Origin of the sequence: Calidithermus timidus DSM 17022, assembly GCF_000373205.1 — a bacterium.
GTDB classification, from domain to species: domain Bacteria; phylum Deinococcota; class Deinococci; order Deinococcales; family Thermaceae; genus Calidithermus; species Calidithermus timidus.
The window spans coordinates 164,908-186,775 of the sequence record NZ_KB890698.1; the positions used below are offsets into that span (position 1 = coordinate 164,908).

Annotated in this window: 18 protein-coding genes; 13 read left to right on the forward strand and 5 right to left on the reverse strand. The window is 67.7% G+C overall.

Features of this window, described 5'->3' with window-relative positions; translation table 11 throughout:
* Positions 1 to 42 precede the first annotated feature (42 nt).
* Genes B047_RS16745 through B047_RS0111235 form a run of 3 tightly spaced genes read right to left on the reverse strand, consistent with a single transcriptional unit; the run spans position 43 to position 4,169 of the window.
* Complete coding sequence (locus B047_RS16745) at positions 43 to 543, reverse strand: RES family NAD+ phosphorylase (protein ID WP_018467064.1); 501 nt, start codon at positions 541 to 543, stop codon at positions 43 to 45.
* A complete protein-coding gene (parS, locus tag B047_RS16750) occupies positions 543 to 986 on the reverse strand; it encodes a type II RES/Xre toxin-antitoxin system antitoxin (RefSeq protein WP_018467065.1) in 444 nt (147 codons plus the stop codon). The genes B047_RS16745 and parS overlap by 1 nt, the downstream gene beginning before the upstream one ends.
* Before the next feature lie 12 nt (positions 987 to 998).
* Positions 999 to 4,169, reverse strand: a complete 3,171-nt coding sequence (locus tag B047_RS0111235; RefSeq protein WP_018467066.1) for a helicase-related protein — start codon at positions 4,167 to 4,169, stop codon at positions 999 to 1,001.
* Between the two features lie 282 nt (positions 4,170 to 4,451).
* Between B047_RS0111235 and B047_RS0111240 the strand changes: the two genes are divergently transcribed.
* The 12 genes from B047_RS0111240 to B047_RS0111295 all read left to right on the forward strand — a co-directional run bounded on the left by B047_RS0111240 (position 4,452) and on the right by B047_RS0111295 (position 17,341).
* Complete coding sequence (locus B047_RS0111240) at positions 4,452 to 5,846, forward strand: xanthine dehydrogenase small subunit (protein WP_018467067.1); 1,395 nt, start codon at positions 4,452 to 4,454, stop codon at positions 5,844 to 5,846.
* Complete coding sequence (xdhB, locus tag B047_RS0111245) at positions 5,843 to 8,203, forward strand: xanthine dehydrogenase molybdopterin binding subunit (protein ID WP_018467068.1); 2,361 nt, start codon at positions 5,843 to 5,845, stop codon at positions 8,201 to 8,203. Before B047_RS0111240 ends, xdhB begins: the two co-directional genes overlap by 4 nt.
* The gene (xdhC, locus tag B047_RS0111250) at positions 8,200 to 9,075 is read left to right on the forward strand and encodes a xanthine dehydrogenase accessory protein XdhC (protein ID WP_018467069.1); all 876 of its coding nucleotides are present in this window, start codon (positions 8,200 to 8,202) and stop codon (positions 9,073 to 9,075) included. Before xdhB ends, xdhC begins: the two co-directional genes overlap by 4 nt.
* A 147-nt stretch (positions 9,076 to 9,222) precedes the next feature.
* Entirely contained in the window at positions 9,223 to 9,690 is a 468-nt protein-coding gene (locus B047_RS0111255) for a nucleoside deaminase (protein WP_211209154.1), read from the forward strand.
* 52 nt (positions 9,691 to 9,742) lie between these two features.
* Complete coding sequence (uraD, locus tag B047_RS0111260) at positions 9,743 to 10,237, forward strand: 2-oxo-4-hydroxy-4-carboxy-5-ureidoimidazoline decarboxylase (RefSeq protein ID WP_018467071.1); 495 nt, start codon at positions 9,743 to 9,745, stop codon at positions 10,235 to 10,237.
* Positions 10,238 to 10,249: 12 nt separating this feature from the next.
* On the forward strand, positions 10,250 to 11,560 hold the full coding sequence (locus B047_RS0111265) for a urate hydroxylase PuuD (protein ID WP_040779757.1): 1,311 nt from the start codon (positions 10,250 to 10,252) through the stop codon (positions 11,558 to 11,560).
* Between the two features lie 9 nt (positions 11,561 to 11,569).
* A complete protein-coding gene (locus B047_RS0111270) occupies positions 11,570 to 12,301 on the forward strand; it encodes a metallophosphoesterase family protein (protein ID WP_018467073.1) in 732 nt (243 codons plus the stop codon).
* 3 nt (positions 12,302 to 12,304) lie between these two features.
* Positions 12,305 to 12,658 (forward strand): hydroxyisourate hydrolase, encoded by a 354-nt coding sequence (gene uraH, locus B047_RS0111275; protein ID WP_018467074.1) that lies wholly within the window; start codon positions 12,305 to 12,307, stop codon positions 12,656 to 12,658.
* Positions 12,659 to 12,735: 77 nt separating this feature from the next.
* Entirely contained in the window at positions 12,736 to 13,968 is a 1,233-nt protein-coding gene (locus B047_RS0111280; protein WP_018467075.1) for an allantoate amidohydrolase, read from the forward strand.
* Positions 13,961 to 15,304 (forward strand): allantoinase, encoded by a 1,344-nt coding sequence (locus tag B047_RS0111285; protein WP_018467076.1) that lies wholly within the window; start codon positions 13,961 to 13,963, stop codon positions 15,302 to 15,304. The genes B047_RS0111280 and B047_RS0111285 overlap by 8 nt, the downstream gene beginning before the upstream one ends.
* A gap of 9 nt (positions 15,305 to 15,313) precedes the next feature.
* Complete coding sequence (gene allE, locus B047_RS0111290; protein WP_018467077.1) at positions 15,314 to 16,054, forward strand: (S)-ureidoglycine aminohydrolase; 741 nt, start codon at positions 15,314 to 15,316, stop codon at positions 16,052 to 16,054.
* Positions 16,055 to 16,099: 45 nt separating this feature from the next.
* Positions 16,100 to 17,341, forward strand: coding sequence for a M20 family metallo-hydrolase (locus tag B047_RS0111295; protein WP_018467078.1), 1,242 nt, complete (start codon positions 16,100 to 16,102; stop codon positions 17,339 to 17,341).
* A 57-nt stretch (positions 17,342 to 17,398) separates the two neighbouring features.
* Here B047_RS0111295 and B047_RS0111300 read toward each other — a convergent pair whose 3' ends face one another.
* Positions 17,399 to 18,472: an aminopeptidase gene (locus B047_RS0111300; RefSeq protein WP_018467079.1), complete on the reverse strand. Its 1,074-nt coding sequence runs from the start codon at positions 18,470 to 18,472 to the stop codon at positions 17,399 to 17,401.
* 57 nt (positions 18,473 to 18,529) lie between these two features.
* On the opposite strand from B047_RS0111300, the gene B047_RS0111305 reads away from it, so the two are divergent.
* On the forward strand, positions 18,530 to 19,708 hold the full coding sequence (locus B047_RS0111305; RefSeq protein ID WP_026234829.1) for an E3 binding domain-containing protein: 1,179 nt from the start codon (positions 18,530 to 18,532) through the stop codon (positions 19,706 to 19,708).
* Positions 19,709 to 19,758: 50 nt separating this feature from the next.
* Here the strand turns inward: B047_RS0111305 and uvrB are convergent, their stop codons facing one another.
* Positions 19,759 to 21,762, reverse strand: coding sequence for an excinuclease ABC subunit UvrB (gene uvrB / locus B047_RS0111310; RefSeq protein ID WP_018467080.1), 2,004 nt, complete (start codon positions 21,760 to 21,762; stop codon positions 19,759 to 19,761).
* Between the last annotated feature and the right edge of the window lie 106 nt (positions 21,763 to 21,868).

Genomic DNA, 21,868 nt, shown 5'->3' on the forward strand with positions numbered 1-21,868 from the left:
TACTCTTCAAAACCAAAAACCCAGGGGCTATCTTTTTGAATCCTAGAGCACTCCCTTCGGTCGGGTTAGTTCGTCACCATTCGGTGACGAACTAACCGAATCTGGTATAAATACCCGCTGCTCCCCGATGTGTACCTTGGCATAGTCGGGGTGGAGTACGTTCAGCACGTAGTTATGTTCCCATGTCACCACGGCACTGGGCACCCGTAAGAGCGCGCTCTTGCCCTCCTGGGCCCACCGGCTCCCCAGGCGCTTGGTGCTTTGGGGAGCCGGGCTTTGCTGCCAGTCGGGGGGTAGCTCGGGTAGTTCCGCCACCAGGCTTTCGTCGAACTCCACCGGAAAAGCGCGGTACTCCGGCAGCTCGTCGTAGCTCTCGGCGTGTACCAGCACCTCGAGGGCGGCCAGGCTGGTGGTGGAAGCAAGGTAGACCACCCGCGTTCCTGGGTGATTCCAGCGGTTGCCATAGCGGTAGCTGCCCTCGCCGTCGAAAGCCGTATCGGCCCGCGCAACGCTCACCAGCCGCCAGGCCTGTATCACCGCCATTAGGCGGGGCCTCCATCCAGGAGGCGCTCCAGCACCCGCTCGACTTCCTCCGCCCCGATGGGGGTGCTGGCGTACTCGAGGGGGGTTTTGCCCCCGAGGGCACGGTTGGGCTTTTTGAACCACCGGGCCACACCCTGCTCAGTGCGGAAGACCTGCTGGGCTTGTGCCACCAGTCGGGCGATGCGCAACAGGCGTTCGCTTTCCTCAGGGGTGAAGCGCCCGGTCTTCTTGCGACGGGCCAATGTGGTGAGGGGAAGCTGCACGACCTCGGCCAGCGCCTTTTCGGTAGTGTCCAGGGCGTGAACCAGGGCTGCCCACCCCTCCACCGGCAGGCCACTCTTGAGCTCCCGGATGCCTTCGTCGGTACTGTGGGGGTTCAGGCCGAAAAACGCCAGGGGCTCGAGGGTAGGGTCGGTGCGGGCGGGGAACATGGCAATTTCCATTTGGCAACTTGATTATACCAAATGGTTCTTGGGCTGTTCCAGAACGACCAGCCAGGTCACCAGCTCAAAAGGGGTTTCTTCAGTGACCTGCTCTTCCTGCTTGGGCACCATGCCCCCACGCCCTGTAAACAGGCTTTGCGTGGCTTTGCGCTGGAAGGTCTGGCGAATGCTGTCTAAGGCCGCGCGCAGCAGAGCAGAGGGCTGCTCGAGGTTTTCCAGATTGCCCGTTTGCTTGTCGAAGTAGTCGTGCAGGGTTTGGTCGGCCTTGGGTTGGTTGGCGCAAAGGGTGCGGTAGAGCTCGAGGGTCTGCTTGGCCTGGGCATAGGTGTAGCGCACCGTGCCATCGGAACGCACATATACCAAAAAGTAGGGACTCAGGGGGTTCAGGCCGACGTTGGCCGCAGGGCCGGTCTGGCGGAGGCAAAAGACGATGCCTGGCTGGGCGGTAGCGGTTTCGCTCACCAGGGCAAACAAGCCCAAGGGGGCGCTCTCGAGGGCCTCCCGGTGTTCGTCCAGAAAGTTGTTCAGGTCCATGCGGAAGTCGTCGAGGCTAAAGTCGGTCAGGGTCACGCCATCCTCGAGGTCTTCCAGGTCGAGCACCTCGTCCTTCAGGCGCAGGAGTTGGTGGTCGCGGTAGGAGAGGTCGGTGCGCACCTGTTCGGGGGTCAGGGGGTTGTCCTGCGCGGTGGCGGCGAGGTCTACCAGGGCCATACGGGCTTCTACCCGGTTCTTAAGGTTCAGGTAGGCATTCAGGTCGCCGGTGGGCCAGAAGTTGACCATCTGGATACTCTGGTTAGGGCTGCCGATGCGGTCTATGCGCCCGAAGCGCTGGATGAGCCGCACCGGGTTCCAGTGGATGTCGTAGTTCACCAGGTAGTCGCAGTCCTGGAGGTTTTGCCCCTCGGAAATGCAGTCGGTTGCAATCAGAATGTCGATCTCCTGGTCTTGGGGGAAGTTGGGCAGGCGTTCGCGGCGCTTGGCGCGGGGCGCAAAGTTGGTCAGAATGGCGCCAAAGTCGCTCTGGCCCAGGGTAGCCCGGTTCTCGCCGGTTCCCACCACCAGCCCGATATGCACCCCCTGGGCCCGCGCCCAGGGCTCGAGCTGTTCGTAGAGATACTTGGCCGTATCGGCAAAGGCGGTGAAGACCAGGGCTTTGCGGTTGGGCTGGCCCTGCTTGTTGCAGGTGGGGTTTTTGATTTTGGCCTCGAGCAACCCCCGCAATTCGGCCAGCTTGGCATCGCGTTCGGGTGTGACCGTGCGGGCCACGCTCAGAAGGTCGTTGAGCTGTTCAAAGTCGGCCCGCAGGTCTTGTAGCCAGCGCTCCACATCGAGGTGGCGCAGGTCGTACTTGATCTGTTTGCCCACCTGAAGGGCTTCTTGCAGCTCCTCGTCCTCTTCGGCCTCGAGTTCCACCGACTCCAGTTCGCCGTTTTGCTGGCGGGCTTTGAAATCCTCGAGCTTGCCGATCAGCTCTCTTATCTTTTCGCAGGTGCGCTCCAGGGTCAGGGCAAAGGAATGCACGCTGCTCTCCAGGCGCTTGAGGAAGTTGACCTTCATCATCCCGATCAGGTAGCGCTCGCGGTTGGCCTGGGTAAAGTTGGCCACGCCATCGCGCTCGTACCGCTCACGGAAGTCCTCGAGCACGTAGTTGAACGGGTTAAACAGGGCCAGCCGGTACTTGTCTATGTCGCTATGCACATCGTTGTATTCAGGAAAAATGCCCTCAATATCAATCTGAGCGTAGATGGCTCTGGGCTTTTGCCGCTCGGGGAAACCCCCTAGCCGGGCCATCTCGTGGGCGTAGTAGGTCTCAATATGTTTACGTGAGCGGGCCAGGGTCAGGCCATCGAGCAGCTTGAAGAAGGCTGGGCTCAGGCGCTCGAGCAGCTCTTCCGGAACGCGGAGCTCTTTGAGCGCCCACTGGTTGAATTCCCGCTGGGCCACCGCCAGCACGTCCTTGAGGCTCGAGACCCCCAGGGACTCGCCGAAGACGCCGTCTTTCCCACCCGAAATCAACATGAGCTGGTTACGCAGGTCGGAGAGGTCGGTGTTGACCGGGGTGGCCGAGAGCAGCAAGACCTTGGTGGGCACCCCTGCATTGATGATGTCTTCCAATAGCCGCTCGTAGCGGCTCTTGCGGATTACCTGCCCGTCCGAGCCTCGCCGCCCCCGGTTGTTGTTGCGGAAGTTGTGGCTCTCGTCTATGACCACCAGGTCGTAGTTACCCCAGTTGAGCGTTTGGAGGTTGATGTCCCCCACCACGCCACTCTCCCTGGATAGGTCGGTGTGGGAAAGCACCGTGTAGGCAAAGCGGTCTTTGAGGAAGGGGTTGAGTGGACTGTTGTTGTGAGCCTGGTAGACCGTCCAGTTCTCCCGCAGCTTCTTGGGGGTGAGCACCAGTACCCGGTCATTGAGGTTCTCGAAGTACTTGATGACCGCCAGTGCGGTATAGGTTTTGCCCAACCCCACGCTATCGGCCAGGATGCAGCCCCTGTGGGTGAGCAGCTTACGGATGGCCGCCTCGGCCCCGTGGCGCTGGAACTCAAACAGGGTTTTCCATATCTCGCTTTCGCTCAAACGTTGGCGTTGCTTGAGTTCTGGCCCTTCGCCGGCACTTTGCTGGGGAAAGAGGTGGTAAAGGGTTTTATAGTAGACAAACCTTGGGGCAGTAGGGGTGTAGAGGCGCTCGAGGTAGTCCAACACCTGCTGCTTTACGTCCTCTACAAGCTCGGTGTTGTTCCAGAGTTCCTCGAACCACTCCCAAACATCGTCACGGTCGCGGCGATCGGTGACCTCTATGTTCAGCTCGATGTTGCTGCGTTTGCCCAGCCCCAGCCCCTGCACGGTAAAGTTGCTGCTGCCCAGGATGGCTTCCTGGTAGTCGCCCTGTCGGATCTGGTAGACCTTTCCGTGCACAAAGCCCGGTCTTCGAACCGAACGAACCTCGACTTTTTCCTTGATCCAATCGGCGCACAGACGGGCTACCCGGCTTTGCTTGAGCTGCTGGGCAAGCTCGAGGGAGTCCTGCTCAATACGGGCGGTGGGGGGGCGTTGTTTGCTGGGGTCAAGGGTACGCACAAAGTTCGGCTCGCCAAACAAGAAGCGCATGCCGGATATGGTGTCGAGTTGGGTCTTGAGTGCCTCGTAGGCATAGATGGTAAAAAATGCTGATACCACTGCCATTTCTGACCCTGGGCGAATTTTTTCGCGCAGGAAATCGCCTACCGAGCCTCTGGAATGGTTGTCCTTCAAGCTGGATGCAACGGTTGCTCGAGGCATATAGCCTATTTTAGGCACTTTTATCTTTCCCCCAACTTCAGGCGGCGCTATAGGGGGTCGGGCAGCTCTGGTGTAGTGCCCATATGGCAAAAGCCCCATTCGGAGCCAGCCTGTGATTTTCTAAGCGGCAGCGCCTAGAATGGATGATTAACGGTGTACCGGATGGGTGCTCGAGGGGGTTCATAGATGGAATTCGTTCTCAACGGTCGGCGGGTGCAGCTGGAAAAGTTCGCGCCCCAGACCACGCTGCTCGATTACCTGCGGGCTTCGGGGCTCACCGGCTCCAAGGAGGGCTGTGCCGAGGGGGAGTGCGGGGCCTGCACGGTGGTGCTGGTGCGGGAGGGGCCGGCGGGCACCGAGTACCGCGGGGTCAATAGCTGCTTGCTGTTCCTGCCGATGCTGGCGGGGCAGGAGGTCTACACGGTGGAGGGGCTGGCCCAAGGCGGCAAGCTGGCCGAGGTGCAGGCGGCGATGGTACGGCACGGCGGCTCGCAGTGCGGTTACTGCACGCCCGGCTTCGTCATGAGCCTCTTCGCCGAGCAGTACCGCCCCGACCGGGGCCCGGACTTCGACCTGCACGCCCTGTCGGGCAACCTCTGCCGCTGCACGGGCTACCGCCCGATCAAAGACGCGGCGCTCTCGCTGGGGCCCGCCCCCGACGACGCCTTCAAGGCCCGGCTACGCGAGCCGGCCCCGGCGCTGGGGCCGGCGGTGTACGAGAGCGAGCAGGGGCGCTTCGTGCGGCCGGGGAGCCTCGAGGAGTGCCTCACCTTTCTGGCCCTGCACCCCGAGGCCAAGCTGATCGCGGGTGGAACCGACGTGGCGGTGGAGTCGAATTTGCACTACAAACGCTGGGAACTGCTGGTGGGCCTCGAGGCCATCCCCGAGCTCAAGGTTTTCGAGGAGCGGGGCGATGCGGTGGAGATCGGGGCGGGGCTCAGCCTGGGCGAGCTCGAGCGCCGCTGGAAGGGAGCGCCCCAGGCCGTGCGCGACCTGCTCCCGCTGTTCGCCTCGCCCCTGATCCGCAACAGCGCCACGCTGGGGGGCAACCTGGGCACGGCCTCGCCCATCGGGGACTCCCCGCCGGTGTTGTTGGCGCTGGATGCGGTGGTGCGGATCGCCGGGAAGGACGGGGAGCGCGTGGTGCCGCTGGCCGAGTTCTTCAAGGGCTATCGCCAGACCGCGCTGGGCCGGGGCGAGGTCATCGTCTCGCTGCGGGTGCCCAAGCCCTACCCCACCTACAGCCGCTTCTACAAGGTGGCCAAGCGGCGCATGGACGACATCTCCACGGTGGCGGCGGGCTTCGCCCTCGAGCTCGACGACGTGGGCCGGGTGGCGCGGCTCCGGCTGGCCTACGGTGGGGTGGCGGCCACGCCGGTGCGGCTGTTCGCGGTGGAGGAGGCCCTCACCGGCCGACCCTGGAGCGCCGCGAGCCTGCGGCGGGCCCAGGGAATGATCGCCGAGGCGATCAAGCCCATCAGCGACCACCGGGGCAGCGCCGAGTACCGCCTGCGGATGGCACAGAAGCTGCTGGAGAAGTTCTACTACGAGACCACGAGCGCGGAGGGGGTGAGAGGATGAGGGCCGAGGACAGATTCCTTTTTGGGACCAGCTACGTCGGTACGCCTGTAGGCAAGGCCATTCCCCACGAGAGCGCGGTGGAACACGTCACGGGGCGCGCGCTCTACACCGACGACCTATTGGCCCGCTTCCCCGAGCTGCTGCACGCCTGGCCAGTGCTGGCGCCGCACGCGCACGCCAGGGTGCTTTCGCTCGAGCCTTCGGGGGCGCTGGCACTGCCCGGCGTGGTCACGGTGCTCACCGCCGCGGACGTGCCCGGCGTGGGCCACTCCTCGCACTACCACGATGAGCCCCTTTTCCCCACCGAGGTGATGTTCTACAGCCAGCCGGTGGCCTGGGTGCTGGGGGAGAGCCTCGAGGCCGCCCGGATGGGGGCGACCCGCGTCGAGGTCGAGTACGAGCCCCTTCCGGCCATCCTCAGCCTCGAGGAGGCCATCGCTGCCGAGAGCTTCCTGGCCGGGCCGCTGCGCCTGAGCCGAGGCGACGCCGCCGCCGCGCTGGCGCGGGCCCCCCACCGCCTGAGCGGGGAGGTGCGCATCGGCGGGCAGGAGCACTTCTACCTCGAGACCCACGTGACAATCGCCCACCTCGACGAGTCGGGCGGGGTGATGGTGCATTCCTCGACCCAGCATCCCAGCGAGACCCAGGAGGTCGTGGCGATGGTGCTGGGCCTGCCGCGCAACCAGGTCACGGTGCAGTGCCTGCGCATGGGCGGGGGCTTCGGCGGCAAGGAGACCCAGGCCAACCCCTTCGCGGCCATCGCCGCGCTGGGGGCTTGGAAGACCCGCCGCCCGGTGCGGGTGCGGCTGCCACGCCACCTCGACATGGCCCTCTCGGGCAAGCGCCACCCCTTCCTGGGGCGCTACGAGGCCGGCTTCGACGACGAGGGCCGCCTGCTGGCCGCCCGCATCGAACTCTACTCCGACGGCGGCTATAGCCTCGACCTCTCCGAACCCGTGCTGTGGCGGGCGATGTTCCACAGCGACAACGCCTACTTCGTGCCCGACCTCGAGGTCACCGGCCACGTCTGCAAGACCCACAAGACCTCCCAGACCGCCTTCCGCGGCTTCGGCGGACCGCAGGGCATGGTGGTCATCGAGGACCTGCTCGACCGGGTGGCCCGCAGCCTGGGCCTGCCGCCGGAGGTGGTGCGCGAGCGCAACTTCTATCGGGAGGGCCAGAGCACCCACTACGGGCAGGTGGTCAAGGACGCCGGGCGCATCCACGCCATCTGGTCCGAGCTCAAGGCCAGCAGCGAGCTCGAGCGCCGCCGCGCCGAACTCGCCGCCTTCAACGCCTCGAGCCCCCACGTCAAGCGGGGCCTCGCCATCACGCCGGTCAAGTTCGGCATCTCCTTCACCGCCACCTTCTACAATCAGGCCGGAGCGCTGGTGCTGATCTACCGCGACGGCAGCGTGCAGATCAACCACGGCGGCACCGAGATGGGGCAGGGGGTGCACACCAAGGTGCTGCAGGTGGCCGCGCAGAGCCTGGGGGTGCCGCTGGAGCACATCCGCATCATGCCCACCCGCACCGACAAGGTACCCAACACCTCGGCCACCGCCGCCTCCACCGGCTCCGACCTCAACGGCGCGGCGGTGCGGCAGGCTTGCGAAACCCTCAAGGAGCGGCTGGCCCCGGTGGCGGCCCGCTACCTGGAGTGCCCCCCCGAGCGGGTGCGCTTCGAGGAAGGCCGCGTCTTCCCCGAGGGACAGCCCGAGCGCTTCGTGCCCTTCGCAAGGGTGGTGGAGGCGGCCTACTTGGAGCGCATCCCCCTCTTCGCCCAGGGCTACTACCGCACCCCGGACATCCACTTCGACAAGGGCAAGGGGCAGGGCAAGCCCTTCCACTACTTCGCCTACGGCGCGGCGGTGAGCGAGGTGGAGGTCGATGGCTTCACCGGCGAGTACCGCTTCCTGCGCACCGACATCCTGCACGACGTGGGCGACTCGCTCTCCCCGCTCGTCGACCGCGGCCAGGTGGAGGGTGGCTTCGTGCAGGGGCTGGGCTGGCTGACGCTGGAGGAGCTGGTCTGGGACGCGCAGGGTCGCTTGGCGACAGGCGGGGCGAGCACCTACAAGCTGCCCTCCTGGTCGGAGCTGCCCGAGCTGCTCAACGTGCGCTTCCTCGAGCGCGCCACCGAACCCGGCGTGATCTACGGCTCCAAGGCGGTGGGCGAGCCCCCATTCATGCTGGCGATCTCGGTGCGTGAGGCCCTCAAGGATGCGGTGGCCGCCTTCGGCAAGGGCGGCATCGTCGAGCTCGATGCGCCCTCCACCCCGGAGCGGGTGTACTGGGCCATCGAGAAGGCGCGCGCGGAGAGGGAAGTGGCGGTGGGGGACGATCCTCTGCCATGACAGGGCGGGCCGATGCGCCGGGGGGATTGATGGACTGGGACTGGACCGCCAAGCTACGCGAGCTCGCCGAAGGGGGTGAGGCGGTGGTGATCGCGACCGTGGCGGCGGTGCGCGGCCACGCCCCGCGCGAGGCGGGGGCCAAGATGCTGGTCACGGCGGGTGCGGCCTACGGCACGGTGGGCGGGGGGAACCTCGAGGAACTCACCCTCCAGAGCGCCCGCGAGATGCTGGCGGGGCGTGAGCCGGGCCCCCGGCTGCTCACCGTGCGGCTCAACCCCAAGGAGGGGGAGTTCGGCCTGCAGTGCTGCGGCGGCGAGGTGACGCTGCTGCTCGAGCCCTTCAGCACCACCCGCCCGGCCATCGCCATCTTCGGCGTGGGGCACGTGGGGCTGGCCTTGGCCCGCGTTTTGTGCTTGTTGCCCATCGAGTTGTGGTTGGTAGACTCGCGTGCGCACATGCTGTCCGACGAACGCCTGGCCCCGCTGACCGGGGGCGAGGCCCGCCTGCACCCCCGCCACCTGCCCATCCCCGAGCAGGCCATCGCCGAACTGCCCGCCGGGGCCCACCTGGTGGTCATGACCCACGACCACCACGAGGACCTGGCCCTGCTCGAGGCCGCCCTGCGCCGCGGCGACCTGGGCTTCATCGGCCTGATCGGCAGCAGCGTGAAGTGGTCCAACTTCCGCCAGACCCTCAAGGCCCAGGGCTTCGGCGAGGCCGAGCTCGAGCGCGTCACCACCCCCATCGGGATCGAGGGCATCCGGGGCAAGAAGCCCGCCCACATCGCCATCGCGACGGCGGCCCAGTTGGTGCAGGTGCTCGAGGGCGAAGGCGCGTCTACTCCCTTGCCGAAAGGGAAACTCGAGGTTTAAGCTTGCGTTGTACCAGGCTGTTCTGCATGGATAACCAGACCTGGGAACCCTTTCCCGCATAGCGATGGGTTTGCGTTCCAACCATGCGAGCCGCAGGAGCCCCTTGGGGGTGACCTGCTGGCTCGAGCGCGTGCGTTGGAGGTGACGATGAAACGTGAGTTTATGCAGGAAGCGGCCCGGCTGGCGCTGGAGAACGTGCAATCGGGGCTGGGCGGTCCCTTTGGCGCGGTCATCGTGAAGGATGGGCGCATCATCGCCCGTGGAGCCAACTGCGTCACCCGCACCAACGACCCTACCGCCCACGCCGAGGTGGTGGCCATCCGCGAGGCTGGGCGGGTGCTGGGCACCTTCGACCTCTCAGGCTGCGAGATCTACAGCAGTTGTGAGCCCTGCCCCATGTGCCTGTCGGCGATCTATTGGGCCCGCATCGGCAAGATCTACTACGGCTGCACCGCCAAAGACGCCGCGGTCATCGGCTTCGCCGACCAGTTCATCTACGACGAGCTTTCCCGCCCTAAGAGCGAGCGTCGCCTGCCTTTAGAGCAGCTCGAGCGCGAGCTGTGCCTGCGGGCCTTCGAGGCCTGGGAGCAGGACGCGAATAAAATCCCGTATTGACGCGGACGGCGATTGCCTATGGCAAAAAACCGGCAATACGCACCCTTCACCTATGCGACTCGACGCGATCAACCAACTCGACAAGGAAGCTTTCGTAGCGCTGCTGGGCGGCGTTTTTGAGCACTCGCCCTGGGTGGCCGAGCGCTCGTGGGCTTCGCGGCCCTTCGCCAGCCTCGAGGCGCTGCACCAGGCGATGTGCTTCGCCATGCGCCAGGCCCCGGCCACCCAGCAGATCACGCTAATTCGCGCCCACCCCGAGCTCGCCAGCCGCGCCCGGATGAGCCCGGACTCGGTGCAGGAGCAGCGGGGCGCCGGCCTCGACCGCCTCACGCCCGAGGAATACGAGCGCTTCCAACAGCTCAACCGCCTCTACCGCCAGAAGTTCGGCTTCCCCTTCATCCTCGCGGTCAAGGGCAAGGATAAAAACGACATCCTCCAAGCCCTCGAGGCCCGCCTCCCCAACGACCGCGAGAGCGAGTTCGAGACCGCCTTGAGCCAGATCGAGCGCATCGCCCGCTTCCGGCTCGAGGCGCTGGTGGAGGAGTAAGAGGAGGTCCTTTTGAACCCGTTGCATCAAGACCGGCTGAGGCTGATCAAATGGCCCTGGATCCTCGCGATGGGGGTGCTGCTGGCGCTGGGCTACGTGCTGGTACAGGTCAACGGCTGGCAGGCCCACGCCCGCGAGTGGCTGGGCCTGGTGGTGCGCTGGCTGCACATCGTCTACGGCATCGCCTGGATCGGGGCGAGCTTCTACTTCATCTTCCTCGAGAACGCCCTCGAGCGCGTGGGGGTGCGCTCCGAGCTCTCGGGCAACATCTGGACCATCCACGGCGGGGGGATTTACTACCTCGAGAAGTACAAGACCGCGCCCAAGGAGCTGCCGCCCTACCTGCACTGGTTCAAGTGGGACGCCTACTTCACCTGGGTCACGGGCTTTTTGCTCCTGGTCATCGTGTACTACGCCGATCCCAAAGCCATCCTGCTGGCGCCGGGGAGCCCGCTCTCGGATGGGGCGGCCATCGCGCTGGCGGTGGGGAGCTTGGTGGCGGCGTGGCTGGTGTACGTGGCGCTCTCGCGCACGGTGCTGCTCTACCGCCCGGCCTTGTTTTTGTTGGTGGGTGGGGTGCTGGTGGCGGTGGCGGCCTGGCTGCTCTCGCAGGTGTTCAGCGGGCGCGGCACCTTCATGCACATTGGGGCCATGCTGGGCACCATCATGGCGGGCAACGTCTTCTTCGTGATCATCCCCTCGCAGAAGGCGCTGGTGAGGGCTGCGCAGCGGGGCGAGGCCTTGGACCCGGCCTTCGTGAGCTGGGTGCAACTGCGCAGCCGCCACAACAACTACATCACCCTGCCGGTGCTCTTCACCATGATCGCCCACCACTTCCCCACCACCTACTCCGGTGGCCTGGGCTGGCTGATCCTGCTGCTGCTCTTCGTGGCCGGGGTGGCGGTGCGGCACTTCATCAACGTCACCGAGCAACGCCACCACACCACGCTCAAGGAGGGTGGGGCCATGCCCTACTTGTTGGTGTTGGCGCTGGCGCTGGTGCTGGGGGCCTTCTACCTCAGCGCGCCTGAGAAGTCGGCAGCCGCTGCCGAAGGCCCGGCGGTGCCCTTCAGCCAGGTGCAGGGCATCGTCGCCGCGCGCTGCCAGGGCTGCCACTCGAGCCGCCCCACCCAGCCCGGCTTCGCCTCGGCCCCGGCCGGCTTCGTGCTCGACACGCCCGAGCAGATCGTGGCCCAGGCCCAGAAGATCAAGCAGGTGGCCGTGGACTCCGAGTACATGCCGCTGGGCAACCTGACCCAAATGACCCGCGAAGAGCGCGAGCGGCTGGGGCGCTGGGTCGAGCAGGGGGCCAAGGGGCCTTAAAGTAGGCATATGCGGATCGCCCTATTCTCCGACGTTCACGGTAACCGCTTTGCCCTCGAGGCCGTGCTGCGAGACGTCGAGGCGGCCAAACCCGACGCCATCGCCAACCTGGGCGACCAGGTGTGGGGCGCCGCCGACCCGGCGGGAGCCTGGAGGCTCCAGCAGGGCCTGGGGGCGGTCACGGTGCGGGGCAACACCGACGAGTTCCTGAGCGACCCCGAGGGGGTGCGCAAAGCGCATACCGGCGTTGCCCTCCCCCTGGCTGCCTGGCTGCGCGAGCAGTTGGGGCCGGGCGTCCCCGAGGCCCTGAAGGCCCTGCCCACCGTGGCCGAGCTGGCCGAGGGCGCGGTGCTGATCGCCCACGGCTCGCTGCATAGCCCCCACGAGGCGCTCTTCCCGACTGCGCAGGCCAACACCCCGGTGGGGCAGGTTTCGGCGCGGATGCTCGAGCAGGTCGCGGCCTATCCCAAAGCCCGCGTGGTGGTGGTGGGGCACACCCACACCGAGATGATCGCGACGGAGGGGCCGATCAGCTTCGTCAACGCCGGGGCGGTCTCCCGCCAGAAGGACGGCAACCCGGTGGCTCGTTGGGTGCTGCTCGAGGAGCGGCAGGGGAGCTGGAACGTGAGCTTCCGCCGCGTGCCCTACGACTTCGAGGCCGCCGCCCGCTGGGCGCTGGGACATTCCCCCATCGGCGAGCAGGAGGCCTGGCAACTGCGCAGTGGAAGATTGCCGAGGTGAGGCATGGCCCGACTTTCGACCCACGTCCTCGACACCGCCCACGGCAAGCCCGCCGCCGGCTTGCGCATCGAGCTGTTCGCGGTTTCGGGTAGCAAGCAAATCCTGCTGCGCGAGGCCGTGACCAACGCCGACGGCCGCACCGACGAGCCCCTCTTGTCGGGCGAGACCATCCCCACCGGCACCTTCGAGCTGGTCTTTCACGCGGGGGAGTACCTGCGGGGGAAGGGCCTCGAGCTCCCCGACCCGCCCTTCCTCGACCAGGTGGTGGTGCGCTTCGGCATCGCCGAGCCTCATGGCCATTACCACGTGCCGCTGCTGCTGTCGCCCTACGGCTACAGCACTTATCGGGGGTCTTGAGGGGTTGTACGCCCCACGTCGAACGCAAGACGCAAGAGGCTGAAAGCACAGCCTGAGAGTTCCCCTACCACCTGCTTATGACCGATCTCGAAAGCCTCACCCAGCGTGTTTTGAGCGCCTGCGCCGATCTGGCCCGCATGAGCCAGGAGCCGGGGCGCATCACCCGTACCTTCCTTTCCCCGCCCATGCGCCAGGTTCACGCCTACCTGAAGGAGTGGATGGAGCGGCTGGGGATGTCGGTGTGGGTGGACCCCATCGGCAACCTGCGCGGCTACTACCCGGCCAACAAGCCCACCGCGCCGCGATTGCTGCTCGGCTCGCACCTCGACACCGTGCCCAACGGGGGCGCTTACGACGGGGCCTTGGGGGTGGTGCTCGCCGTCGCCCTGCTCGAGGCCCTCGGGGGGCGCAGGCTGGGCTTCGGGGTCGAGGTCATCGGCTTCTCGGAGGAGGAGGGGGTGCGCTTCGGGGTGCCCTTCCTGGGGAGCCGGGCGCTGGTGGGCCGGGCCGACGCCGCCTTGCTGGCGCTGAAGGACGAGCAGGGGGTGAGCGTGGCCCAGGCGCTGCGGGACTTCGGCCTCGAGCCCGAGCGCGTCCGGGAAGCCGCTCTGCAGGGGGAGGTGCTGGGCTACCTTGAGTTCCACATCGAGCAGGGCCCGGTGCTGGAGAGCCTGGAGTACCCGCTGGGCCTGGTGGAGGCCATCGTGGGGCAGAGCCGGCTCGAGGTGGGCTTCCGGGGCAAGGCGGGCCACGCCGGCACCACCCCCATGCACCTGCGCCGCGATGCGCTGGCGGGGGCCGCGGAGTGGATCGGCCTGGTCGAGCGCGAGGCCTGGGGCGAGCCGGGGCTGGTGGCGACGGTGGGGCAGATCCAGGCCCTCCCCGGCGCGGGCAACGTGATCCCCGGCGAGGTGCGCTGTAGCCTGGACGTGCGCCACGCCTTCGACGAGGTGCGCACCCGCTCGGTAGCCCACCTCATCACCCGCGCCCAGCAGGTCGCCCAGCGGCGGGGCCTCGAGCTGGCCTGGGAGGTCAAGCTCGACCAGGGGGCGGTGCCCTGCGACCCCACGCTGCTCGAGCGGCTGGAGTGGGCCGTGCAGGACTGCGAGTTGCCCGTCCACCGCATGCCCAGCGGCGCGGGCCACGACGCGATGATCCTGGCCGAGCGGGTGCCCAGCGCCATGCTCTTCCTGCGCAGCCCCGGCGGCCTCAGCCACCACCCCGACGAGCGCGTGCTGCCCGAGGACGTGACCGCGGCGTTGCGGGTGGGCTTGCGCTGGCTGGAGATCCTGGAGGAACACGGTGTTTGACCTGGTGCTGCGCGGCGGGACGCTGGTCCTCGAGCGGGGGACCGTGGCGGCCGACCTGGCGGTGGAGGACGGAAAAATCGCCCAGGTCGGCCCGGAACTGGGGGCGGGCCGGGAGGAGATCGACGCGCGGGGCCTGCACGTCTTTCCCGGCCTCATCGACGTGCACGTGCACTTCAACGAGCCCGGCCACGAGGACTGGGAGGGCATCGCCACCGGCAGCGCGGCCCTGGCGGCAGGGGGCGGCACGCTGTTCTTCGACATGCCGCTCAACTCCATCCCCTGCGTGCTCGACGCCCGGAGCTTCGACGCCAAGCTCGAGGCCCTGCGCGCGAAGTCCCTCACCGACTTCGCCCTGTGGGGTGGGCTCACGCCCCATAACCTCGAGCGCCTCCCCGAGCTGGCCGAGCGCGGCGCGATCGGCTTCAAGGCCTTCATGTCCAACTCGGGCCTTCCCGAATTCCCCCACGCCGACGACTACACCCTCTACCGGGGGATGCAGACCGCCGCCCGGCTGGGCCTGCCGGTGGCCGTCCACGCCGAGAGCGACAACCTCACCGCGCGGCTGGCCGCCGAGATCCGGGCCAAAGGCGGGAAGGGCGTGCGCGACTACCTGGCCTCGAGGCCGCTGCTCGCCGAGCTCGAGGCCATCCAGCGGGCCACGCTGCTGGCCCAGGAGACCGGCTGCAAGCTGCACCTCGTCCACATCAGCTCGGGCCGGGGGGTGGTGCTGGCCGCCGAGGCCCGCGCACGCGGGGTGGACGTGAGCCTGGAGACCTGCCCCCACTACCTCTTCTTCGACGAGGAAGACCTGGAGCGCCTGGGCGCCGTCGCCAAGTGCGCCCCGCCGCTGCGCCCGCAGGCCGAGCAGGAGGCCTTGTGGCGGGCCGTACTGGAGGGCTCGGTGGACCTCGTGGCCTCCGACCACTCGCCCTCCTCGCCCGACCTCAAGGAAAACCCCGACTTCTTCGCGGTGTGGGGCGGGATCGCCGGGGTGCAGTCCACGCTGGCGGTGCTGCTCGAGGCCGGCTTCCACCGCCGGGGCCTGCCGCTGGAGGCCGTCGCCCGCCTCACCGCCCACAACCCCGCCCGGCGCTTCGGGCTTGGGGGGAAGGGGGGGCTCGAGGTGGGCCACGACGCCGATTTAGCCCTGGTGGACCTCGACCAACCCTTTACCCTGCGTCCCGAAGACCTCTTCTACCGCCACCAGCAGAGCCCCTACCTCGGCCACGGCTTCCGCGGCACCCTCCGGCGCACACTGCTGCGGGGGGAGACGGTATTCTTGGACGGGAAGCCCGCCGCGAGCGTCCAGGGCCAACTGGTGCGCCCCAAATCCTAGGAGACCGCCATGCAGCAACTCGGCTTCACCCGCAGCAGCGTTCAGCCCGACCACGCCCTGCTCACCCCCGACACCTTCATCCGCGCCCTGCTCCCGGGGATGAGCAAGGCCGTCGCCATCGTCCACACCGCCCCGGCGCTGGGGGCCGCCTTCACCGAGTACACGGTCGAGTTCGAGGCCGGAGGCCGCGTAGGGCCAGCGCCCGAGGCCGTGCAGCGCTTTGTGTACGTGCTCGAGGGCGAGGTGGTGCTCGAGGTAGGCCGCAAGAAGCACAGGCTCAAACCCGGCGGCTACGCCTACGTCCCCGCCGACGTGGCCCACAGCCTGGCCTCGAGTCAGCCCAGCCGCGCGGTGCTCATCGAGAAGCCTTACCAGGAGCTGGGGGGCGTAGAACCTCCCAAGCTCTTCGTGGGCGACGAGGGCAAGATCCCCGGCACCCCCCTGGGCGGCGACGAGGCTTTGCAGGTGCGGGTGCTCCTCCCCGACGTCATGCCCCACGACTTCCAGGTCAACACCATGACCTTCGCCCCCGGCGCCAGCCTGGCCCTGGTCGAGATCCACCTGATGGAGCACGGCCTCTTGATGCTGCAGGGCGGGGGCATCTACCGCCTGAACGAGAAGTGGTACCCCGTGCAGGCCGGGGACTTCATCTACATGGCCCCCTACTGCCCGCAGTGGTTCGGCGCGCTGGGCAAGACCCCGGCCAAGTACCTGCTCTACAAGGACTGGAACCGGCACCCGCTCGAGTGAAGCCCATATATCGGCAAGACCCCGGCCAGCACGACGGGAGGATTCATGGAAGTTCACGTCGACATCGACCGCCTGAGCCAGGAGCTCGAGACCCTGGCTTCCTTCACCGACAGCCCGCCGCCCTCGGTGACGCGGGTGCTCTACACCCCTACCGACCTCAAGGCCCGCGAGTACCTCAAGGGCCTGTGCCGTGAGGCGGGGCTCGAGGTGCGCGAGGACCCGCTGGGCAACACCTTCGCCCGCTGGGCCGGGGAAGACCCCCAGGCGGGCGCGGTGGGCACCGGCTCGCACATCGACGCCATTCCCCACGCGGGCCGCTACGACGGCACGGTGGGGGTGCTGGGGGGCCTCGAGGCCCTGCGGGCGCTCAAGTCGGCGGGGTTCCGGCCCAAGCGCTCGCTCGAGCTGCTGATCTTCACCTCCGAGGAGCCCACCCGCTTCGGCATCGGCTGCCTGGGGAGCCGCCTGCTCTCGGGGGCCTTGAGCCCCGAGGCGGCCCGCGCCCTGAGGGATTCCGAGGGCGTCGGCCTGGAGGAGGCACGGCGGCAGGCGGGCTTCGGGGGGGAGCTGGGGCGGGTCCCCCTGCCCCAGGGCTACTACTCGGCCTTCGTCGAGCTGCACATCGAGCAAGGGCCGCTGCTCGAGCGCGAGGGCCTCCCGCTGGGCCTGGTGACGGCCATCGCGGCCCCGGCCGCGGGCTGGTTCGAGCTCGAGGGGCAGGGTGGCCACGCCGGGGCGGTGCTGATGCCCGACCGCAAGGACGCCTTCACCGCCGCCGCCGAGCTGGCGCTGGCCGTCGAGCAGGCCGCCCGCGAGAGCGGCAGCCCCGACACCGTCGCCACCACCGGCATTTGCGAGGTGTTCCCCGGCGCGGTCAACAGCATCCCCAGCCGGGTGCGGCTGAGCCTCGACCTGCGCGATACCCGCCTCGAGACCCGCGACCGCGCCTTTGCCCAGATCCAGCAGCACGCCGAGCGCATCCGCCGCGAGCGCGGGGTGGAGGTGCGCTACACCCCCACCAACGCCGACCCCCCCGCCCGCTGTGGCCTACAGGTGCTCGAGGCCCTGCGCCACGCAGCCCAGGCTTGCGGCCTGCCCTACCTCGAGATGGTCAGCCGCGCCTACCACGACTCGTTGTTCATGGCCCGCATCGCCCCTACCGCCATGCTCTTCATCCCCTGCAAAAACGGCTGGAGCCACCGCCCCGACGAGTACGCCTCCCCCGAGCACATCGAGCAGGGCGTGCGGGTGCTGGCTCACGCGCTGGCGGAGTTGGCGGGAAGCTAAAGGCCCCTCAAGAGCCGAGGGTTCAGGGTCAAGGCGTTCGACGTAGGCCCCCTGCCCTCAAACCCCCACGAACTTCCCGTCCTCCTGCAACACCTCCCCATCCGCCAGGATGCGCCCGCCCTGGCGCAGGTCGAGCACCAGGTCCCAGTGGATCGCCGAGCGGTTGGTGCCGCCGGTCTCGGGGTAGCTGTTGCCCAGCGCCAGGTGGACGCTCCCGCCGATCTTCTCATCGAAGAGCACGATGCCGGTGGGCTGTTGGATGCCGTAGTTGGTGCCGATGCCCAGCTCGCCCAGGAAGCGGGCGCCGGGGTCAGCCTCGAGCATCCCCAGCAGGTACTCCTCGCCCTGCTCGGCGCGGGCTTCCACCACCCGGCCCCGCTCGAAGCGCAGATAGACCCCCTCCACCCGCTTGCCCGAGACCACGGCGGGCAGGTTGAAGCGCACCTCGCCCTCGGCGGAGTCCTCCCAGGGCCCGGTGAAGACCTCACCGCTGGGCATGTTGCGCTTGCCGTCGGAGTTGACCCAGCTGCGGCCCTCCACCCACAGGTGCAGCTCGGTGCCGGGGGCTTCGATGCGGATCTGGCTCACCTTTTCTAAACGTTTGATTAAGGCCGCCTGAAAGGCCGAGAGTTCGCGCCAGGCCGCCACCGGGTCGGGGTGTTGCAGGAACAGGGCCTGCTCGACCATCTCGCGAAATTTCACGCTGCTCATCCCGGCCTGCTGGGCGTAGCCGGGGGTGGGATAGAGGGTCAAGCTCCAGCGCTTCTTCAGCCGCAACTCGCTCAGAGGGCGCCAGGCCTTCTGCCAGCGGGAAAGCACCGCGCTGGGCACGTCGGAGAGCTCGAGCGGGTTCTCCAGGCTCTGGATGCGCAAGGAGGCGTCGGCCTGTTCCATAAGGGCGCGGCGGGTGGGGGGGATGCGCTCGAGCCACTCCCCGCCCCTGAGCAGGAAATCGCGCTGCTGGCCGGGGTATTCCAGCAGGATCAGCGGGTAGGCGCCGCGCTCGAGCAACAGCGGGTTGAGGGCTTGCAACAGGGGCAGGGCGGGGGTCTGGGCCTCGATGAGCACGTTCTGGCCGGGCCGGGCCTCGAGGCAGTAGTCGGCCAGGAGTTGGGCAAAAGCTCGTTCCACGGCCCCAGGCTAACATTCACTGGCCCCCTGTCGGGGTTGCGTTATCATAAGCGGGAAATGAGCGATCCGCAGATCACGCCTTTGGCCCGTCGCCTGGCTGAAGAGAACGGCATCAACTGGCGCAGCCTCACGGGCAGCGGTCCCGATGGAACCATCGTCGAGCGCGACATCCTGGCCTATCTGGCCAAGGTGATGGCCGGTGAAATCACCCTTCCCCCCGCCCCCGACCCCGGCCCCCCAATGCCGGCCCCTGCCGAGGTTCCCAGCTTTGCCCAGGCCCAGGCCGCCCTCGAGCGCGAGGGGATCAGCCTGGGGGAGCTGGTGCCCGAGCCTCAGGTGGCCGACGAGCTGGACTTCGAGCTCGACCTCGACCTGTCCACCACCCAGGAAAGCTTCTCCCCGGCCCCCGCCTCCCCCGAGCCCGAGCCGACGCCGCCCCCCAGCTTTTCCAAACCCCTCGAGGCCTGGGAAGCCCCCTCGGCCCCCGAGCCCGAGCTGAGTTGGGAGCCAGCGGAGCCCAGTATTCCCCCGGCCCCCTCCTGGCCCCTGCCCAGCGAGCCCGCTGGCGCTGCCCCGGCAGAACCCATGCCTGCCCCCACTTGGGAGATGGCCGCGCCCGTGGCTGAGCCCGAAGCTGGGCCAGCCCCCGAGCCCGCTCCTGCGGCCATGCCCGACCTACCTCCCTTGCCGAGCTTCGAGCCCCCAGCGCCCGCCATGGCCGTGACCCCGGAGGCCGAAGCCGAGCCTGTTGTGGCGCCCGCCCCAGTCCCTGTGCCAGTGGCTCGAGTCCAGCTGCGCCAGCGGCTGATTAACCTGGCCGCTGCCCGCGAAGCCGCCGAAACCCTCAGCCAGGCCTGGCGGCAGGAGGTGGACCTCGCCGTCTTGCTCTACCGCGCTGCCGACAAGGCCCTGTCCGACCTCGACATCGCTCAGCTCGCCCTCAAGGGCGAGCTCGAGGGCGACAGCCTCAAGGGCTACCGCGTGGCACCCGCCCACACCCTGCGCGGCACCCTGGAAAACCTGGCCGCCGCCCGCGAAGCCGCCGACGGCCTGGTGATCTTGGCGCTCGAGGGCGACGAGCTGGTGCTGTTCCCCGGCGCCGAGGTGCTCGCCCTCTCCCAGCCCAGCGAAGGTCAGGCCCTGCTCTCCTACAGCGGCAGCCTCGCCGCCGCCAAGGCCGGTGCCCTGCTCGAGCGCGTGAGCTACTACCTCGAGCGGCCCATCCTGCTGGCCTGAACCCTATCAACCAAGTAGGGGTGCACCGCAGCGCCCCTACAGCGTTGAGCTTAACGCCGCCTTCTGCCGCGCCGGTTCTTGCCCGCCGTGGTCGGCTCGGGCAGGCCCTTCATGCGGGCTTCCAGCGCGCGGATCTGGTCGCGCAGCTCCATGGCCCGCTCGAAGTCGAGCGCTTCCGAGGCCTTCCACATCTCCAGCTCGAGCTGCCCCAGCGTTTCGGCCAGCGCCTCGGGGTCCTCCAGCAACACCTCGGCGGCGGCCTGCTCGTAGTCATCGGGCCGGATCACCTTGCGCACGGTCTTCTGCACGGTCTGGGGGGTGATGCCGTGCTCGGCGTTGTAGGCCTCCTGCAGGGCGCGGCGGCGGTTGGTCTCGTCGATGGCGGCCTGCATGGCCTCACTCACCGCTTCGGCATAGAGGTAGACCTCACCCCCTGCGTTGCGGGCGGCTCGCCCGATGGTCTGGATCAGCGAGCGCTCGCTGCGCAGGAAGCCGGTCTTGTCGGCGTCGAGGATGGCCACCAGGCTCACCTCGGGCAGGTCCAACCCCTCGCGCAGCAGGTTGATGCCCACCAGCACGTCGAAGTGGCCCAGCCGCAGGTCGCGCAGCAGTGCCTGGCGCTCGAAGGCATCGAGCTCGTGGTGCAGGTAGCGGGCCCGGATGCCGTGCTCGGTGAGGTAGGCGGTGAGCTCTTCGGCCATACGCACGGTGAGCACCGTGACCAGCACCCGTTCCTTGCGCTGGGCCCGCACCTTTATGGCCCCCATGAGGTCTTCGATCTGCCCCTGGGCGGGCTTCACTGTGACCTTGGGGTCTAAGAGGCCGGTGGGCCGGATGATCTGCTCGACCACCCGCCCGCTGTTCTCCAGCTCGAAGGGCCCTGGCGTGGCCGAGACGAAGACCAGTTGCCCCACCCGCTCCAAAAACTCTTGGAAGCGCAGCGGGCGGTTATCCAGCGCCGAGGGCAGGCGGAAGCCGTAGTCCACCAGCGTCTTCTTGCGCATGTAGTCGCCGTTGTACATGCCGCGAAGCTGCGGTACCGTCACGTGCGACTCGTCGAGGAAGGCGATATAGTCCTTGGGGAAGTAGTCCAGCAGGGTATAAGGCGGCTCGCCGGGGGCCTTGCCGCTGAGGAAGCGGCTGTAGTTCTCGATGCCAGGGCAAGTACCCATGACCTCGAGCATCTCCAGGTCGTAGAGGGTGCGCTCCTTGAGCCGCTGGGCGTAGAGGATCTGGCCCTGCTCCTCGAGTTCGGCCAGGCGCTGCTCGAGCTCGGCCCGGATCTGTGGGATGGCCTCCTTGAGCCGCCACTCGGGGGTGGCGTAGTGGGTAGCCCCCACCAACACCACGCCGGGCAGGTCCCGGATGCGCTCGCCGCTCACCGGGTGCATCACGCTGATGCGCTCGACCTCTTCGCCGAAGAGCTCGACGCGGATGGGCTCGGTGCCGTAGGCCGGCCAGACCTCGAGCACCTCCCCCTTGGCCCGGAACTTGCCGGCCTCGAGCTGCAAATCGCCGCGTTCATACTGCAAATCCACCAGCCGCTCGATCAGCACGTCGCGCGGCCAGCGCTCGCCCACCTGCATCACGAAGCTCATGTTCCGGTAGTCCTCGGGCGAGCCCAGGCCGTAGATGGCCGAGACCGAGGCCACCACGATCACGTCGCGCCGGGTCAGCAGGCTGTGGGTCGTCGAGTGGCGCAGCCGCTCGATCTCGGGGTTGACCGCCGCGTCCTTCTCGATGAACAGGTCGCGCCCCGGCACGTAGGCCTCGGGCTGGTAGTAGTCGTAGTAGCTGATGAAGTACTCCACCGCGTTCTCGGGGAAGAGCTCGCGAAACTCGGCGGCCAGTTGGGCCGCCAGCACCTTGTTGGGTGCGAGCACCAGCGCCGGACGGCTTAGGGCGGCGATGGTCTGGGCCATCGTCACCGTCTTGCCGGTCCCCGTCGCCCCCAGCAGGGTGACGTAACGTTCACCATCCTCCAGCGCCTCCACCAGCCCCCTAATGGCCTTCGGCTGGTCGCCTTTCGCTTCGGGTCCCTGGTAGCGGAACATAGGTTCTCAATTCTACCGAGGAGCAGTGTATTCTGTCTACATCAGAATGCAACCCCACCAAAAGATCTGCACCCCAAAGCCCCTTATTTTGGGATCGTCGGTGAGA